Annotated in this window: 13 protein-coding genes; 6 read left to right on the top strand and 7 right to left on the bottom strand. The window is 43.6% G+C overall.

Annotated elements, in window-relative coordinates; translation table 11 throughout:
- Positions 1-307: 307 nt before the first annotated feature.
- From LQ188_RS23075 to LQ188_RS23065, 3 genes are all read right to left on the bottom strand, one after another.
- Positions 308-907: a hypothetical protein gene (locus LQ188_RS23075; RefSeq protein WP_230178478.1), complete on the bottom strand. Its 600-nt coding sequence runs from the start codon at positions 905-907 to the stop codon at positions 308-310.
- Between the two features lie 128 nt (positions 908-1,035).
- Entirely contained in the window at positions 1,036-1,530 is a 495-nt protein-coding gene (locus tag LQ188_RS23070; protein WP_230178477.1) for a spore coat protein, read from the bottom strand.
- Between the two features lie 131 nt (positions 1,531-1,661).
- Positions 1,662-2,564 (bottom strand): LysR family transcriptional regulator, encoded by a 903-nt coding sequence (locus tag LQ188_RS23065; RefSeq protein ID WP_076370054.1) that lies wholly within the window; start codon positions 2,562-2,564, stop codon positions 1,662-1,664.
- A 133-nt stretch (positions 2,565-2,697) separates the two neighbouring features.
- On the opposite strand from LQ188_RS23065, the gene gltB reads away from it, so the two are divergent.
- Together gltB and gltD are read left to right on the top strand one after the other, a co-directional pair.
- Positions 2,698-7,248 (top strand): glutamate synthase large subunit, encoded by a 4,551-nt coding sequence (gene gltB, locus LQ188_RS23060; protein ID WP_230178475.1) that lies wholly within the window; start codon positions 2,698-2,700, stop codon positions 7,246-7,248.
- A gap of 16 nt (positions 7,249-7,264) precedes the next feature.
- Complete coding sequence (gene gltD / locus LQ188_RS23055; RefSeq protein ID WP_230178473.1) at positions 7,265-8,746, top strand: glutamate synthase small subunit; 1,482 nt, start codon at positions 7,265-7,267, stop codon at positions 8,744-8,746.
- Between the two features lie 286 nt (positions 8,747-9,032).
- Here the strand turns inward: gltD and LQ188_RS23050 are convergent, their stop codons facing one another.
- The 3 genes from LQ188_RS23050 to LQ188_RS23040 form a co-directional block, all read right to left on the bottom strand.
- On the bottom strand, positions 9,033-9,602 hold the full coding sequence (locus LQ188_RS23050) for an MEDS domain-containing protein (protein ID WP_230178471.1): 570 nt from the start codon (positions 9,600-9,602) through the stop codon (positions 9,033-9,035).
- A 123-nt stretch (positions 9,603-9,725) separates the two neighbouring features.
- Positions 9,726-10,361: a FusB/FusC family EF-G-binding protein gene (locus LQ188_RS23045; protein WP_230178470.1), complete on the bottom strand. Its 636-nt coding sequence runs from the start codon at positions 10,359-10,361 to the stop codon at positions 9,726-9,728.
- Positions 10,362-10,506: 145 nt separating this feature from the next.
- A complete protein-coding gene (locus LQ188_RS23040) occupies positions 10,507-10,770 on the bottom strand; it encodes a CD3324 family protein (protein ID WP_230178469.1) in 264 nt (87 codons plus the stop codon).
- Between the two features lie 358 nt (positions 10,771-11,128).
- Here LQ188_RS23040 and LQ188_RS23035 point away from each other — a divergent pair, with 358 nt between their 5' ends.
- A complete protein-coding gene (locus tag LQ188_RS23035; RefSeq protein WP_101225542.1) occupies positions 11,129-11,773 on the top strand; it encodes an SDR family oxidoreductase in 645 nt (214 codons plus the stop codon).
- 43 nt (positions 11,774-11,816) lie between these two features.
- Here the strand turns inward: LQ188_RS23035 and LQ188_RS23030 are convergent, their stop codons facing one another.
- Positions 11,817-12,383 carry a sugar O-acetyltransferase gene (locus LQ188_RS23030; RefSeq protein WP_230178468.1) on the bottom strand — a complete coding sequence of 189 codons (567 nt, stop codon included), beginning with the start codon at positions 12,381-12,383 and terminating at the stop codon, positions 11,817-11,819.
- Between the two features lie 349 nt (positions 12,384-12,732).
- Between LQ188_RS23030 and brnQ the strand changes: the two genes are divergently transcribed.
- The 3 genes from brnQ to LQ188_RS23015 all read left to right on the top strand — a co-directional run bounded on the left by brnQ (position 12,733) and on the right by LQ188_RS23015 (position 17,304).
- Positions 12,733-14,064 carry a branched-chain amino acid transport system II carrier protein gene (gene brnQ / locus LQ188_RS23025; protein WP_230178467.1) on the top strand — a complete coding sequence of 444 codons (1,332 nt, stop codon included), beginning with the start codon at positions 12,733-12,735 and terminating at the stop codon, positions 14,062-14,064.
- 441 nt (positions 14,065-14,505) lie between these two features.
- Positions 14,506-15,372 (top strand): MoxR family ATPase, encoded by an 867-nt coding sequence (locus tag LQ188_RS23020; RefSeq protein ID WP_230178466.1) that lies wholly within the window; start codon positions 14,506-14,508, stop codon positions 15,370-15,372.
- A gap of 15 nt (positions 15,373-15,387) precedes the next feature.
- A complete protein-coding gene (locus tag LQ188_RS23015) occupies positions 15,388-17,304 on the top strand; it encodes a VWA domain-containing protein (protein WP_230178465.1) in 1,917 nt (638 codons plus the stop codon).
- The last annotated feature ends 153 nt before the right edge of the window (positions 17,305-17,457 follow it).

Genomic DNA, 17,457 nt, shown 5'->3' with positions numbered 1-17,457 from the left:
GGATGATTTTCTTCAAATTAATGATCTTCTTTCCGTTTTATTATTTTTAAAGATTACACCCAAATTCCTCTTCCTTCAACCCCTTTTTTAAATGTAGAAAAATTTACATCCATCCTATAACTTGGACTTACTCATCTATCAAATGAGCAAAATCAGTCATCCAATGGTTTTTTCATCATCAACCATTAGATGACAACCCTTTTTTGATTCTTCAAACGCCTCATTTACTTTCTCGAATTCATAGAGTTTAACGTTCACTTTTGCAATAGTATCGTGCTAAAACAAACTTGTCCCTGCATTTGTCAGCTCATTTAGTGAATTCACTTCTCAGGAGGTAGACTACATCGTATTCCTTCAACTCGTCCATATGTCCTTCCATATCACCATAAAAATCAGTGGAAAGTGAACGTATGCCTTCATTTCCGCTTGAGTAACATATACTCGCCAATGCAAGCTTGTTTATGCTGTTTATTTTGAGTTTGCCAGCACTGCCCCATACGCTGGAATCCATTTCATCAATGGCTTCAGGATAAGTAAACGTATCCGTACCATCATCGTTTTGAATGCTGACGGTGAACATCGATCGTTTTTGATCAGCATCCGTTTTGGATGTGGTGAAGATGATTGTCCCATTCTTTTCAACCCCAGTTGTCATACGGCCTTTTTCCTCTTCGACAAGTTTGCCAAATTCATATTTTTCGACCCAGACGGACATCTCCTTGTATGTATCATCCACACTGAAATCGATAAGAAAGGAATGTTCACTTGAATTCTCCAGGATGGCCTTTTCCCTTGCTGTCAGCTCAGGTACTGAAAGGATATTCTCGGATTTTGGCTCATCGGCCTTACAGGCAACTAAAGAAAATGAGAGCAGGGATAGGATGATGGATAAATAGATCTTTTTCATGATTATCACCTCTTGAATACTGAGGACCTAATTAAATCCAATTCTTATATATTATAACATTATATTGAAAAACGGAATCGGAACGCGGCAAAAAAGGCGAGCGATCGGTATGCTTGCCTTTTTTGCATTTAGAAAGGTTGGGAAAGAGCCTTATTGGCAACATCGACGTCATTTTGAAGCAATTGGTTCAAGTCGTAAGCAGGATAGAGGTTTCTTTCATATAGGTAGTTAAATATCTTGGCATGGGTATCGATGGCTCCATTTAAATGTCTCTTAAATACCTTTCGAAGGGAAGGGGTGGCTGTTTCCGTAATCGCCAGTGCGTAATCTTTGATCGATGATTTGGCAAAGCCCAGCAATTCCCCGGCAGCAGCTGCCGATGCGTCATCTCTTGATACATCGTCATCCCGGTGCGCTTTAGGCGTCAATGGGTAAAATTGCAGCAGCTCCATGATGTTTTGGGTAAGGGTATCGATCGTTTGCTTATAAATCGTTTTTAGAATTGGGTCTTTTATTTTTGGGTAAGCTTTTTTAAATTTCATAAGGGCATTGGACTGAGCGGCAACCAACTCATGAAGCTCGAGTGTTTCATGCCAAGCAAGATGTGGATAGGTGGGTTGCATTTAAATTCCTCCTGAACGAATAATCTTGATACATTATTCGTTCAGTGGGCTATAGGCAAGTTGTCTAGAAATATTTATGGGAAGAACTGGTCCCATCTACGATTACCATTAACCGTTTAGAAGGCCATATTTTATTGATATTGCTCGAGAACAGAGAAGAACTTTTTGGCAAATTGGTAAAAAAGTTTTTCTGATGGAGCCAAGTCCCTGTTTTTAGGAGTGATGATGCCGACAGTCCGTTTGACTTCGGGTGTATCGATCGGGATCTTGACAGTCAGTCTTGGAATGACTTCATAAAAAGTACTGTCAGGGAGCAGACTGACTCCGATTCCGGCAGAAACGAGCCCTTTTATGGAATCCATGTCTTCACCTTCCGAGGCGATATTCGGTGCGAAACCGGCTGCTTTGCACGCCTCGAGTGCAATAGTGTGAAAGATGTATCCTTTGGGAAACAAGACGAAGGGATCATTTCTTAAATCACTTAGGCGCAGACTCTTTCTTTCAGCCAAAGGGTGAGTGATGGGAAGTAAAGCCGATATGTTTTCCGTGAACAGGATATGACCTTCAATATCTGGATCGTTTGTCGGAATCGGCCCAAGAAAGGCTAATCCGATTTCGCGATTTTTGACAGCTTCCTTTAAAGAGGAATAAGATCCCTGTCTTAAGTGGAAGCCGATATTTGGCTGCTCATCTTTAAAAGCGGAAATGACGGTAGGAAGTAAATGGGTGGAAAGGCTGGTCGGGAACCCGATTTTAATGCTTCCGTGTTCAGGGTCCAAAAACTCCTCAATTTGATATTTAGCATATTCAATCGCCTGTATCGCCGTTTTGGCATGGATTAAGAAAATTTTACCAATTGGAGTTAATTGGATATTCCGGCCGATTTTCTCGAATAACAGAACGCCAAGTTCATCTTCCAATCTGGATATTTGCCGGCTGATTGCAGATTGTGCGATATGCAGGTGCTCTGCGGCTTCTGAGACGTGTTCTCTCTCGGCGACTTCAACAAAATAACGTAATTGTCGTAGTTCCATTTATTCATCCTCCTGCCATTCATCTCAAATTGAGATGGATTCTACTAGAATTATATATTGTTTATATCGATTTGAAAACCTAGAATAAATGTAAGTGACATAACGGTGTAAGAATACGATGGGGGCGATTAATATGACATACAATCAAATACCAAAAGCACAAGGGCTCTACCATCCTGAATTTGAACATGATGCATGTGGGATCGGTTTATATGCTCATTTAAAAGGGCTTGCTACACATGACATCGTCAAACAAGGACTGAATATGCTGTGCCAATTAGATCATCGCGGCGGACAAGGCAGCGATCCGCTTACAGGAGATGGCGCAGGATTAATGGTACAGATTCCTGATGAATATTTCAGGCTGGCATGCCCGGAAATGAATTTGCCGGCAAAAGGACGCTATGGTGTAGGCATGCTCTTTTTCTCTAACAATGATGATGAACGGAATGAAATCGAAGCTCGTTTGAATGCATTTATCGAACAAGAAGGCCAAACGTTATTAGGCTGGAGAACGGTTCCTGTTGATGCAACGAAAATCGGAGAGGTCGGCAAGGAGACATGTCCGACGATTCGCCAAGTATTCATCGGGGCAAGCGAAGGGATGACTGATGATTTAGCTTTTGAGCGTAAATTGTTCATTATCAGAAAACAAGCTGAAAACTGGGCTCGTGAACGCGGCAATCGTTTTTATTTTGCCAGCCTTTCAAGTGCTACGATCGTATACAAAGGATTGTTGACGCCTGAGCAGGTGGATGCTTTTTATCTTGACCTTCAACAGGAGTCCTTCGTTTCGGCTTTCGCTTTAGTGCATTCCCGCTTCAGCACGAATACATTTCCTAGTTGGGAACGGGCACATCCAAACCGTTACCTGATCCATAATGGCGAAATCAATACGCTTAGAGGTAATGTGAATTGGATGAAAGCTCGTGAGCAGCAGTTTGTTTCGGAAGCATTCGGGGATGACCTGCAAAAGGTGCTGCCTATTCTTGATATAGACGGCAGTGATTCCTCGATTCTTGATAATGCACTTGAATTCTTCGTGCTTGCCGGGCGTAAACCGGCACATGCGGCGATGATGCTGATCCCTGAACCGTGGACGGAAAATCCGCATATGACGAAGGAAAAGAAGGCATTTTACGAATATCATAGCATGCTCATGGAGCCATGGGATGGGCCGACGGCCATATCCTTTACGAATGGCAAGCAAATCGGTGCCATCCTGGATCGAAATGGTTTAAGGCCTGCAAGGTATTATGTGACAAAAGATGATTACATCATTTTCTCCTCTGAAGTCGGCGTGATCGATGTGGAGCCGGAGAATGTATTATATAAAGATCGTTTAAGCCCAGGCAGAATGCTTTTAATAGATTTAGAGGAAGGCCGTATTGTTTCCGATGAAGAGATCAAGTCGGAAATGGCTCAGGAAAACCCATACCAGCAATGGTTGGACGAACAGCTTGTACAATTAAGTGACGAAGAACCTGTGCTCGAAGGGGAGCCATTGAGTGATTTGTTATTCAGGCAAAAAGCGTTTGGATACACGTATGAAGATGTCCAAAAATATTTACTGCCGGTCATTAACGAAGGCAAAGATCCACTGGGCAGCATGGGGAATGACATTCCGTTAGCGGTCTTATCAGATCGCCCGCAATCGCTATTCAACTATTTCAAGCAATCCTTTGCACAGGTAACCAACCCGCCAATCGATTCGCTTCGTGAACAGATCGTCACGTCAACGATGACATTCCTCGGTGCGGAAGGAGATTTGTTGAAACCGGATGAAACGAACAGCCGCCGCATTCAATTGGATTCACCTGTTTTGACGCCAGGTCAAATGCAGCAGTTGAAAGGAAACGCCTATCCTGAATTCAGGAGCAAAGTCATTCACACTTTATTTTCAGAAGATTTAGAGAGTGAACTTGATCGCATCTGTCGTGAAGCGGAACAAGCAATCGCTGATGGAGTAAGCCTTTTGATTTTATCTGACAAGGATATGAGCAAGGAAAAGGCTGCGATACCTTCCCTGCTGGCTGCGAGCGCCCTTCATCAGGAGCTGATCCGTCATGGGAACCGTACAAAAGTGAGCATTATCGTTGAATCCGGGGAAGCGAGGGAAGTCCATCATTATGCGTCCCTGATCGGGTATGGAGTGGATGCGATTTACCCGTACCTTGCTTATGAAACATATAAGCAGGCCGTATTGGAAGGCAGTTTGGCCATCAGCTACGAAGAAACGGTGAGGAAATATGTACGCTCGTTGACGGAAGGCATCGTAAAAGTAATGTCGAAAATGGGGATTTCAACGATTCAAAGTTATCGCGGAGCGCAAATTTTCGAAGCGGTCGGAATCGGTGCTGATGTGATTGAACGCTATTTCAGCGGTACGGCATCGCAGCTTAGTGGGATCGATTTGGAAACGATCGCAGATGAAGCGTTGATTCGTCATAGAAAAGCTGCAGCTGATTCCCTTGACCAAACACTTGAAAGCGGAAGTGATTTTCAATGGAGAAAAACAGGGGAACATCATGCTTTCAATCCGAAAACGATCCATACACTGCAATGGGCCTGCCGGAAAGGCGATTATAATTTATTTAAGCAATATTCAAACTTGGCAAATGAAGAGAGACTCGGTTTTTTACGGAATTTATTCTCGTTCGACCAAAAACGCCAAAGCATTTCTATAGATGAAGTTGAATCCGTGGAATCCATCGTCAGCCGATTCAAAACGGGCGCGATGTCATTCGGTTCATTGAGTCAGGAAGCACATGAAACATTAGCGATTGCGATGAACCGTTTAGGCGGAAAAAGCAATAGCGGTGAAGGCGGGGAGCACCCTAGCCGTTACCAACTGGATGAAAACGGCGATGACCGCCGCAGCGGAATTAAACAAATTGCGTCCGGTCGTTTTGGAGTGAAAAGCCATTACCTTGTTAATGCCGATGAACTTCAAATCAAAATGGCGCAAGGTGCAAAGCCGGGTGAAGGCGGCCAGCTGCCTGGAAACAAAGTATACCCTTGGGTCGCAGAGGTCCGTGGTTCCACACCGGGCGTCGGCCTTATTTCACCGCCTCCGCATCATGATATCTATTCGATTGAAGATCTGGCACAACTGATACATGATTTAAAAAATGCGAACCGTGATGCCAGAATCAGCGTCAAGCTTGTGTCAAAAGCAGGAGTAGGCACGATTGCAGCCGGTGTGGCCAAAGGAGCCGCAGATGTCATCGTTATCAGCGGGTATGATGGCGGTACGGGCGCATCACCAAAAACGAGTATCAAACATACTGGTCTTCCTTGGGAGCTGGGCCTTGCCGAAGCACACCAAACATTGATGCTGAATGGCCTGCGCAGCCGTGTAGTCCTTGAAACGGATGGAAAATTAATGACGGGACGCGATGTGGTCATGGCAGCTATCCTTGGAGCGGAAGAATTCGGCTTCGCTACAGCACCGCTTGTGGTCCTTGGCTGTGTCATGATGCGTGCTTGCCATTTGGATACATGTCCTGTCGGGGTAGCTACTCAAAACCCTGAGCTTCGCAGCAAATTCACTGGAGATCCCGATCATGTCGTGAATTTCATGCGCTTCATCGCTGAGGAAGTCCGGGAAACGATGGCTGAGCTTGGTTTTAGAACATTGGAAGAAATGGTCGGCCGCACTGATGTTTTACAAGTGAGCGAGCGGGCGCAAAACCATTGGAAAGCGAAGCATCTGGACTTGACGACACTTCTTTTCCAACCGGAGGGGATTCGTACGTATCAACTTCCTCAAAACCATAAAATAGAAGAATCCTTGGATATCCGTGAGATTTTACCTGTTGTGGAGCCTGCTTTAAATGACCAAACCCAGGTGGATGTCAGCTTCCCGATTACCAACGTGAACCGTGTGGTCGGAACGATTGTCGGCAGTGAAGTATCCAAACGCTACGGTGAGGAAGGGTTGCCTGAAGATACGATCACACTTCGTTTTACGGGATCGGCGGGCCAGAGCTTCGGAGCGTTCATTCCAAAAGGGATGTCGATGTATTTGACAGGTGATGTCAATGACTATGTTGGGAAAGGCTTATCTGGCGGGAAGATCATTGTCACGGCACCTTCTGGCAATCAGATCGAGGCCGGGGACAATGTAATTGCCGGAAATATCGCCTTATATGGTGCAACAAGCGGCGAGGCCTACATTAATGGCCGTGCAGGGGAACGATTTGCCGTACGGAACAGTGGAGTCAATGTCGTCGTTGAAGGAATTGGAGACCATGGCTGTGAGTATATGACAGGCGGACGCGTGGTCATCCTGGGCGACGTCGGCAAAAACTTTGCGGCAGGCATGTCAGGCGGCATCGCTTATGTACTTGCTGATGATGCAGAAGAATTCAAGGCATTATGCAATGGTGAAATGATAGAATTCGAGACGCTTGATAATATGGATGATGCCAACGAGGTAAAAGAAATGCTTTACAGCCACTTTCATTATACAGAAAGTGCCAAAGCATCGTATGTACTGGAGAACTGGGAGGATTTCGCTAAGAAATTCGTAAAAGTCATTCCGAAAGATTACAAACGGATGATCAAAAGCATCAATGAGCAGAAGCGTGCAGGGCTGACGGATGAAGAAGCGATCATGAGTGCATTTCAAGCAAATGCCGTTCAAGATAAAAAAATCACTAAACAAGCTGTGATGCAGTAAGGAAGGGGAGAGAAAGATGGGAAAAGCAACAGGATTTATGGATTATCCGCGAGAAAAACCAAAAGACCGGAATCCTCTCACTCGTTTAAACGACTGGAGAGAGTATACAGCTCCTTTCTCTGATGAAAAGTTAAGTACACAGGGAGCGCGGTGTATGGACTGCGCCACCCCTTTCTGCCATATGGGCATGGAATTGAACCGAGTCACAACGGGCTGTCCGATTCATAATCTGATTCCGGAGTGGAATGATTTGGTGTATCGCGGCAGATGGAAAGAAGCATTGGACCGTTTATCGAAAACGAATAATTTCCCTGAATTCACCGGGCGCGTCTGCCCGGCCCCTTGTGAAGGGTCTTGTACGGTAGCGATAAGCGATCCTGCCGTTACCATCAAGAACATTGAACGGACCATCATCGATAAAGGATTTGAAAATGGCTGGATCACGCCTCGCATCCCTGAAAGCAGGACCGGCAAGAAAATTGCCATCATCGGTTCAGGGCCGGCAGGATTGGCGAGTGCCGACCAGTTGAATCAAGCAGGTCATTCGGTCACGGTTTATGAGCGTTCAGACCGTGCAGGCGGGCTGTTGACATACGGCATCCCGAACATGAAGCTTGAAAAAGATGTCGTTGCACGCCGGATCAAATTATTGACCCAGGAAGGCATTGATTTCATTACCAATACAGAAGTAGGCAAAGATATAACAGCTGAAGAACTGCAAGATCAGTATGATGCAGTCATCCTTTGCACAGGTGCCCAAAAGCAGCGTGACCTGAAAATTGAAGGACGTGAAGCAACAGGCATTCACCTTGCAATGGATTACTTGACGACTTCGACTAAAAGCCTGCTGGACTCCAATTTTGAAGACGGCAAGTTTTTAGACACTAAGGGGAAGGACGTCATCGTCATCGGCGGCGGGGATACAGGAGCTGACTGTGTCGCGACTGCCCTTCGCCAGGAATGTAAGAGCGTCGTACAATTCGGGAAGCATCCAATCCTTCCGACAGCCCGTACATCTGATAATATGTGGCCAGCCTACCCGAATGTGTTTTCCCTTGATTATGCATATGAGGAAGCGGAAGCGAAATTCGGTGCAGATCCGCGTCAATATTCAATCCAAACAAAAAAAATCGTAGCCGATGAAAATGGCAACGTTAAAGAACTGCACACAATCTCAATGGAAAAAATCAAAGGCGATGACGGAATGTACATTTTCCGGGAAGTACCAGGAACTGAAAGAGTATGGCCTGCACAATTCGTTTTCATCGCAATCGGATTTGAAGGAACGGAAATGCCGCTATTAACTCAATTTGGCGTAGAAACAGTGCATCAAAAAATTGATGCCATTTATGGCGATTACAGAACGAATGTCGAAGGAGTTTTCGCTGCCGGAGATGCAAGGAGAGGGCAAAGCCTCATCGTTTGGGCCATCAATGAAGGCCGTGAAGTAGCGCGGGAAGTGGACCGCTACTTGATGGGCGCATCGGTATTGCCTTAATTTCAAAAAAAGAAGTGCCATTATGGCGCTTCTTTTTTTGTGTGGTGGGAAAAATGTGCTTACGAGTAAAAGCGCCGAATTCACGAGTAAAACGCCGGAACTCACGAGTAAAAGCACCGATTTCACGAGTGAAGCGCCGAAACTCACGAGTAAATGCCCTGATTTCACGAGTAAAGCGCCGAAACTCACATGTAAAGCACAAAACCCAAAGAGTAACTAACCCAAAAATTTTCAATAATGTACGGAAACAACACGCTTAGGAGATTCCTAAGCGTGTTGTGTATTATTATTTCAAACTAGGTGGCAAGTATTGTTCACAGATGATGATATCATCGTCTTTTAGGACATAAGGATGTGTTTCCAACAATATGGTTTTAAGGTAGTCTGGCATCCTGTCACCTTTGTACGCACAAATTAATGGAAACGACAGTAGATTTACAGCTTCATCTACTGTTCTCTCAAATTCCTCTATGATGTGCAGCGGCTCTTCCAGGGTTGCCCATTCCACATGTGCCCATGATCGGAAAGAGATTTTATTTTCCACATAGGGCTGTACCATTTTATTAAAGTATTCTTCGATTGCAGGAGGATGATAACTGCCGCTTGAACAATAGAAATCGAAGTTGTTCACAAAGTGAAGGAGCTCCATTTGATCTTTTGTTAACCGAGTGCTCAGCTCTTTATGAATAATGGGGTAAATACGGTCATTTTCAACAAGAATGACGTAATCTCCCGCCATGATGCCATCTTGAATATAACTTAAAACTTGTTTAATGTAATCTTCCATTTCATTATAGGAATACAGCACATGAACATTTTTTTGGTCTTCGAACAACTGATTCATTTTGCTTTTCAATATATCATTCCTTCTTTCATGTATCGCTTCCATTATACTAGAGTTCCATAGGCAGGACAAAATGAGAATTTTTTAACAAGGACAAAAAGCAATCCTTCGCCATTGAAGGATTGCTTTTCAGTATTATTTCAGCCGCTCGATGAGGTCGGTCATTTTATCCAAATTGCTTATGTTCTGGTTGCATTTCATACTGTCCAGGCAAATGTAATTCCCTTTTTTAATGAATGTACCTTGGACGGTTCCTTTTGTTTCAGACATGAACATCCCTACTTCTTCAAAGCGGCTGCATATGGCACAGATCCCTTTTTTGTTGGCAGGTTTAATGGTTCCATGCAATCCGGTGAGTTTATGATGATGGGGGGCAATGATAAATTTCTTTCCGGATCCGACATCATCCCATCCTAGGTATGAGATCTCTCTCAAATCGATGTTTTCCAACAAAGGGGTTTTTAATTTCTTTGCTTTAGGAAATAGTTTTTTTATCGTTTTTTCGGTTACTTCTTTAAATGGGATCACAAATGGCTTCACCTGTAAGAGAAAGGCTTCGGCTTGTGCGGGATCTTTGATGGTATCCACTGGGTCCAGCAGTTGTTTTTGCTCTTCGTTCAAGTCACTGAATAAGCTTAATACTCTTTCTTTGGCGACTGTTTTCAGGGTGTTGATCACATCCTTATCGTTGGCAGTCGCGTGTCCATTTATGAGAATTTGTGTTTGGGATTTTATGAAGTTATACTGCTCGCTCCTGATAAAAGGTTCCATTTTCTTCACTCCTGTTTCTGCAAGTGTTACCGTTTCTCTTTACTTTACATAAATTGCATCTGCTTTAAAAGGGGGAAAACGGCTAAGAAACATACTCTGCATACAAATAGCACTGATATCATTATCAGTGCTACCCGTGTAATCCTTATTTAGAATATACGATTTTCTTGATGGTTTCCGCGGAGAGAAAATGTTCCTCTGCTAATTGATGGATGGTATGCCCGTCCTTGAATGCATATTTTATAGTGGCATTCCGGTCATCGATCAATTCCCTTGATCCCGAACGGGTTCCCCATTTGTGATGGGCCTTTTCGGGTTTAGGGATATATATGGTTTCACCTTGCACATACTTTTGAATTTCAACGATCAGCTTTTCAGGTAAAACGGCCGTCGCTTTTACATATTTCATTTCTGCCAGCCCCTTATTCTTTATTAGAATGAAATAAGGTGCAAAGCCGAATATTAGAAATGATAAGGCGGGCGATTAAGATTAGCTTAATTCAACCCCATGCAAAGTATCGCCTCCAATACTAGGCTTTGCATGAGACGCTGCAGAAGGTGGCATTAACATTCTTATTGCCATCTTTACACCTCCCCTTTGTGTTTCCGAAGAACACGTATTGTTCTTATTATAAAATATATAAGGGTGGTTGCCAAACTTTTTCCAATGTTAAAGCAGAATCGGCGGGCTGATTGTTTGATAATGCTCTGAGTCCATGAAATAATTTTAATGGAAACCAAACTAACCATTATGGGAGCTGACCTTTATGAAAGTATTCGTAGTTGGGGCAAACGGGCAGATCGGTAAACAGCTTGTAGATTTATTAAAAGATAGCCGGGATCATAGTGTACGGGCGATGGTTCGCAAAGAAGAGCAAAGTAAGCATTTAGAGAGAAGTGGAATTGAATCTGCGGTCGTCAGTTTAACTGGATCAGTGGATGAGATTGCGAATGCGGCAAAAGGCTGTGATGCCGTCGTGTTTACAGCAGGGTCCGGAGGAAGCACCGGTGCTGATCAAACGCTGTTGATTGATCTGGATGGTGCAGTTAAAACGATTGAAGCGGCAGAAAGCTTGGGAATCGACCGATTCATTATGGTGAGTGCTTTTCAGGCCAATAATCGCGAAAACTGGAATGAAGCGATCAAACCGTATTATGTGGCAAAGCACTATGCGGATAGGGCATTGTTACAAAGCGATTTAAATTATACGATCATTCGGCCTGGCGGTCTGGTGAATGAACCGGGAACGGGAAAAGTGACAGCCGCCGAGGAATTGGAAAGAGGTTCGATTGCCCGTGAAGATGTGGCTCGAACGATTCTTGCGTCATTGACTGAAGAAAATACCTACAAGCGTTCTTTTGATTTAATCTCTGGCGATATTGCAATCGCGGAAGCATTGAAGAAAATTTAACGAAAAAAAGGAGGCAGAGCCACTCAGGGGGAGTGGGCTCTGCTTATTTAATTCCTTCAATATGCTTGATGACCTTCGCTGGGTTTCCACCGACAACAACGCCTTCAGGAACATCCTTTGTTACGACGGCCCCTGAAGCGACGACGGAATGACTCCCTATTGTAACGCCGGGATTGATGATGGCCCTTCCGCCAATCCATACATGATCCCCTATCGTAACCGGCTTTCCGTATTCCACTCCAGAACTGCGTTCAAAGGGATCCAGCGGATGTGTGGCTGTATAGATATGCACTCCGGGAGCCAACATGCAGTCCCTGCCAATTTTCACTTCACAAACATCCAAAATGACACAATCGAAATTAGCATAAAAGTTTTCCCCGACAGAAATGTTGTATCCATAGTCACAACGGAAAGTGGGTTCAATATATACATTTAGCCCAGTGGAACCTAAAAGCTGTTTCAGCAGTGCAGTTCGTTCGTCCCCTTCGCTTTCCGTTGTCTGATTGTATAACCGGGTCAACTTTCTGGCATTTTCCCTATCTGTGATTAATTCCGGATCAGCGGCCATGTAAGGTTTCCCGCTCACCATCTTTTCTTTTTCAGTATTCATGTTTACCTCCTATATTCTTGTTTTTTTATAGTTTGGTTAAATATTAAAACATTTTTCCTGCAAAATAAATTGCGGTACTTTTTACTCAAATTTTCTGTTGAATCTAAATGCCTCTCTCGTTTTCTTGGAAAGAAGTAAGAAAAGAAAGATTTTTCCGAATAATGAATGAAATAGCTTTGACAAACGTTCCGCCGAATTTTATAGTAAGAAGAGTTATGGATGATTCATAGTTTCATGAAGGTCCATTTTAACAGATAAGTAGAATGGTTCGAAGTTCATGTCACTTTTTACCGGAAATTGATGGACAACTTTTCTTCGTTAAGATAATCAAATCAATGGAGGGCTCTATATGTCACAGAAAGCACCGCTATCTTTTGTCATTGTAACAGGATTAATGCTTTTTGCTTTATTTTTTGGAGCAGGAAACTTAATTTTCCCTGCCATGCTCGGTCAATCCGCGGGGACCAATTTGTGGTCGGCCAGTTTAGGGTTCATCATTACTGGTGTTGGATTGCCATTCATTACAATATTGGCATTTGGTTTTTCGGGGAAAAATGATGTTCAATCGCTTGCAAGCAGGGCACACCCGTTATTCGGTATCATTTTCACAGTCGTTCTTTATTTATCTTTGGGACCGCTTTTCGCGCTTCCAAGAACGGGGAGTGTGTCCTACGAAATAGGGATTAAACCTTTCCTATCTAATGATGTCGGTTTTTTACCATTGCTGATATTCACGATCATATACTTTGGAATTGCCTGTTTGTTATCCATCAATCCATCAAAAATGCTCGATATCGTCGGGAAAATATTAACACCTTTATTATTGATTTTCATCGGGATTCTCATTGTGGTCGCCATTATTAACCCAATGGGTGAAATCCAGTCACCAGCGGCTGATTATTCAGATAATTCTTTCTTCAAGGGGTTTAAAGAAGGATATTTGACCATGGATACGCTGGCCGGATTTGCATTTGGGATCATCGTCATCAACGCGATCAAAGATAGAGGGATAACATCAAGAAAAGAAGTGTTAGGCTTCTGTTTGAAAGCCGGCTTAATTGCTGCCACCTTGTTGGTGATCGTTTATGCGTCCATAACTTATGTCGGGGCAACAAGTGTGGAAAAACTCGGTCAACTGGGTAATGGCGGAGACGTTTTGGCTCAAGCCTCGAATCATTTTTTCGGACCGGCTGGTGCCGTGTTGTTAGGGTTGATTGTGATCGCTGCTTGCCTGACGACAAGCATCGGTTTGATAACGGCTTGTGCTACGTATTTCAATAAAATACTGCCTGCTGTATCGTATAAATCATATGTCGTCATCTTCTCCGTTTTCAGTGCGGCTGTTGCCAATGTAGGTTTGACAAAGCTCATTTCCATTACAGTGCCTGTGTTAACGGCGCTTTATCCCGTGGCGATCGTTTTGATTGTCCTAACGTTCTTCCATTCCTTATTCAAAGGGAAATCGGAGGTATATTTAGGAAGCTTATTATTAACGGCCATCATCAGCATAATGGATGGAATAGTGGCATCAGGCATTAAACTAGATGCCGTTTCGGACCTTTTCACTCAATACCTTCCACTATATAGTGTAGGGGTGGGATGGGTGATTCCTGCCATCATCGGCGGTGTATTGGGCTATATGGTATACCTATTGAAAGGCGACCCTAAGGAAGCCTATTAAGGGATATCATTCTCTAACATCGAATCTTGAAAGGAGCTGTCTTGCTGACAACTCCTTAGTTTGTCTACAAAAGTGAGTTCGGAATGGTCTTACCCCGCCCCTATTTTGATGAGGCTGGGCATCCGCGGAAAGGGAGCGGATTTCAGAAATCAGGCAGGAACGTATTTTACATAAAAAACTGCAGCGAACTAGTTCTATGGTTTTTTATTGTTTTATGAAACTCTTATTGGATTGAAGAAATCTGTGACACGCAATTTGCTTTGATGAGTCTTGGTATCGGAGTAAGGGAGCGGATTTCAGAATGAAAAACTGCAGGGGAAACTCGTTTTATTCCGAGTTTATCCACAGTTTGGGAGCTGTCTTGATGACAGCTCCTTTTCTTAGTGTTTGTTTTTAATGGGAAAGAGCCTTAAAATGTTCAGAAAGGGGTGTAGGAACATAATGATCAATCGACTACCAATAGAAATAGCAAATATATTACAAGCAAGCAAAAAGAATCCTTCTCAGTTTGAGGAATTGATCAGGAGCGGCGGATATCTGCCTCCCGAGATGGAGTTGATGGTGGATGCCATCACGGCCTTGAGCATGGGAAAGAATATCCTTTTGAAGGGTCCGACAGGGGCTGGAAAGACAAAGTTTGCCGAGACATTATCGAACTTATTCAACCAGCCGATGTTCAGCGTCAACTGCTCAGTCGACTTGGATGCAGAAAGCTTATTGGGCTTCAAGACGCTGGCTTACAAAGAGGAAAAACAAGTGATAGAATTCGTACCTGGACCAGTGACCAATTCGATGAATCACGGTCACTTCCTATATATAGATGAAATCAACATGGCAAAACCGGAAACTCTGCCGCTTATCAATGGCGTGCTTGATTACAGAAGGACGATAACGAATCCGTTCACGAATGAAGTCATAACGGCAAAAGAAGGCTTTAATGTGATTGCTGCAATCAACGAAGGGTATGTCGGAACAGTGCCGCTGAATGAAGCGCTAAAAAATAGGTTTGTCGTCATTGAAGTTCCTTATATCGAAGGGGAGCAGTTAAAGCAATTGATAGAAACCAATACAAAGCTGGAGGACCCAAAAAGTATTGATTTGTTCGTTAAACTGTCGAGTGATTTGATAAATGCCGTGAATCAAGGGAAGGTGGCTGAAGATGCGGCATCGATCAGGGCTTTGCTTGATGCTTGCGATCTGAGTGTGTTGATCCCGGCGAAACGGGCGATTCTTCGTTCCATTGTGGATAAGTTGGACGAGGAACGGGAGCGTGAGTTCGTGAAGAACTTGGCTGACACATTATTCTAACTAGGAGAATGCCTCATGAAGTATATCCGGTTCAATGATTCAATAATAGATACGGCTCTTTTTTTACAGCTTCAGGATCTCTCGACTGTTTTATCCGGCATTCCTGAGCTGGAATTCGAATACAATTATGGCTCCTTCATTGATCTGATCGAGAATAAGGTCACAGCTAGCCATTTTTGGGAAAATGGCAATAAGGAAGTGAAGGAAGCGGGATTGAAAACGGACGTGCTCCTTAGAACGATAGGCACGCTGCATCATACGACAATCCAGAGCATGAAGGAGTACCAGGACAGCGTCGGGGAAAGTTCACTTCCGAAGTTTGCAGCCCAATTATTCGCTTTGCTGGAAGATTTGCGATTGGAAGAATTGGTGAAGAAAGAAAGGCCAGGCACGAAAAAATGGTTTTCGGTAAGGGGGGCTTACCTTAAACAATATTTCGAAAGCCAATTGGCGACGAATGTCACAAGAAGTTTTGCACTGGATGAATTATACTGCCTCATATATTTACTGCTTCAATCTGACAGGCCGGATCCGATTTTTCCAAGAGCCAATGAAAGGCAGCTGGAAGAACTGGAGAAGCTCAAACCGTTCATCCATTCGGTCTTTGAAGCCACTAAAACCAGTGATATCACAAGGATTTGCGAGCAAATCGTTTTCCGTGTCAATGATGGATACGAGGATACGATGAATGAATATTTCATTTTCCCCATTGCAAGTGTGGAAAAGTATAAAGCAAATACCTTATTTGATGAACTGACTAGAAATGAGGAACTGTTGAACGATGATACAGATGATGCAGACGAAGAAAAAAGTGAGTTCATTGATGAAAAATTTTCGACTTGGCATCGGGAGAACAAGAACGGCGAGAGTAATTCGACGTTTCTCCAATTTGAATTGGAGCAGGGAACGAAAACAAGCCTGATGGGCGGAGGTGCCCGGGAAGCGGAAGATGCCGACCAAGCACTGGCTTCGATCCAGGGTTCATCAGGTGAAAGTCAACAAAAGGAATACAATCAGCAAGAAACGCTGGAGAAGAAACAAACCAATATGGGCAAAAGCGGTGAACATCCATTTGGTGAAGAAAATAAAGACGTGGTTCAGGTAATCAAGGAAGCAAAAGTACCAACACTTACGGAAGAGAAGCGCTACCGTGAGTTTGTTGCGGATATCGAACCGTTTAAGAGAAAACTCTCCAGTACAATTGAAAAAACACTGGAAAATAAAAAGAACGCACCTAGAAAAGATTTGGTTTTTGGCCGTTTATCAAAGAAATTACTGCCGCTTGTATTTGAAGAGAATCCTCGGGTTTTTTATAAAAAGAACCAGGATTCAAATGAAATGGATGCCGTATTCACATTGCTTATCGATTGCTCGGCATCCATGCATAACAAAATGGATGAAACGAAAAGAGGGGTGGTCCTGTTTCATGAAGTACTGAAGAAATTAAGGATCCCCCACTCGATAGTAGGCTTTTGGGAAGATGCAAATGAAGTGAGAGAAGGATATCAGCCAAACTACTTCCATGTGATTCAATCCCATTCTGATTCTCTTTATCTAAACTCAGGAGCTAAAATCATGCAGCTTGAACCTGAGGAAGATAACCGGGACGGATACAGTATCAGGGTTGCCGCAATGGAATTGGAAAAAAGACGCGAAAAAAACCGTTTCCTGCTCGTGTTTTCCGATGGTGAGCCGGCAGCTGCCGATTATGATCAAAATGGCATTGTCGATACACATCTTGCTGTTTCGGAAGCCAGAAAAAAAGGCATCGAAGTCATCGGCCTGTTTTTAGCCGATGGAGGCATCGATGAAAGTGAAGAGATGACGATGAAAAACATCTATGGCAAAGAACGCCTAATGATTCCGAGTGTAGCTGAATTGCCAGAGCAATTTACACCGCTGTTAAAAAAATTGCTGCTGAAGACCATTTGAGAAATCGGGTTTCCCCTGAAAAGCAAGATTAGAACGGAAATAGGAATCCGATTAGAATAAAGGAATAAAACACAGTAAGATTCAATGGGATCTTACTGTGTTTTTTGTTTTCATGTCAGTTATTTGCATTAAGTGAATATATTGGTGGAGACT

The sequence above is a fragment of the Peribacillus sp. Bi134 genome (assembly GCF_918698065.1).
GTDB lineage: Bacteria > Bacillota > Bacilli > Bacillales > DSM-1321 > Peribacillus.
The sequence above is the reverse complement of the archived record's forward strand: the minus strand, read 5'-3'. Positions and strand labels throughout refer to the sequence as shown.

Coding starts and splice junctions, on each gene's coding strand:
- LQ188_RS23030 (WP_230178468.1), bottom strand. CDS start 12,383: ATGAATACTGAAAAAGAAAAGATGGTGAGCGGGAAACCTTACATGGCC.
- LQ188_RS23015 (WP_230178465.1), top strand. CDS start 15,388: ATGAAGTATATCCGGTTCAATGATTCAATAATAGATACGGCTCTTTTT.
- gltB (WP_230178475.1), top strand. CDS start 2,698: ATGACATACAATCAAATACCAAAAGCACAAGGGCTCTACCATCCTGAA.
- LQ188_RS23065 (WP_076370054.1), bottom strand. CDS start 2,564: ATGGAACTACGACAATTACGTTATTTTGTTGAAGTCGCCGAGAGAGAA.
- LQ188_RS23070 (WP_230178477.1), bottom strand. CDS start 1,530: ATGCAACCCACCTATCCACATCTTGCTTGGCATGAAACACTCGAGCTT.
- LQ188_RS23035 (WP_101225542.1), top strand. CDS start 11,129: ATGAAAGTATTCGTAGTTGGGGCAAACGGGCAGATCGGTAAACAGCTT.
- LQ188_RS23040 (WP_230178469.1), bottom strand. CDS start 10,770: ATGAAATATGTAAAAGCGACGGCCGTTTTACCTGAAAAGCTGATCGTT.
- LQ188_RS23075 (WP_230178478.1), bottom strand. CDS start 907: ATGAAAAAGATCTATTTATCCATCATCCTATCCCTGCTCTCATTTTCT.
- LQ188_RS23045 (WP_230178470.1), bottom strand. CDS start 10,361: ATGGAACCTTTTATCAGGAGCGAGCAGTATAACTTCATAAAATCCCAA.
- brnQ (WP_230178467.1), top strand. CDS start 12,733: ATGTCACAGAAAGCACCGCTATCTTTTGTCATTGTAACAGGATTAATG.
- LQ188_RS23020 (WP_230178466.1), top strand. CDS start 14,506: ATGATCAATCGACTACCAATAGAAATAGCAAATATATTACAAGCAAGC.
- gltD (WP_230178473.1), top strand. CDS start 7,265: ATGGGAAAAGCAACAGGATTTATGGATTATCCGCGAGAAAAACCAAAA.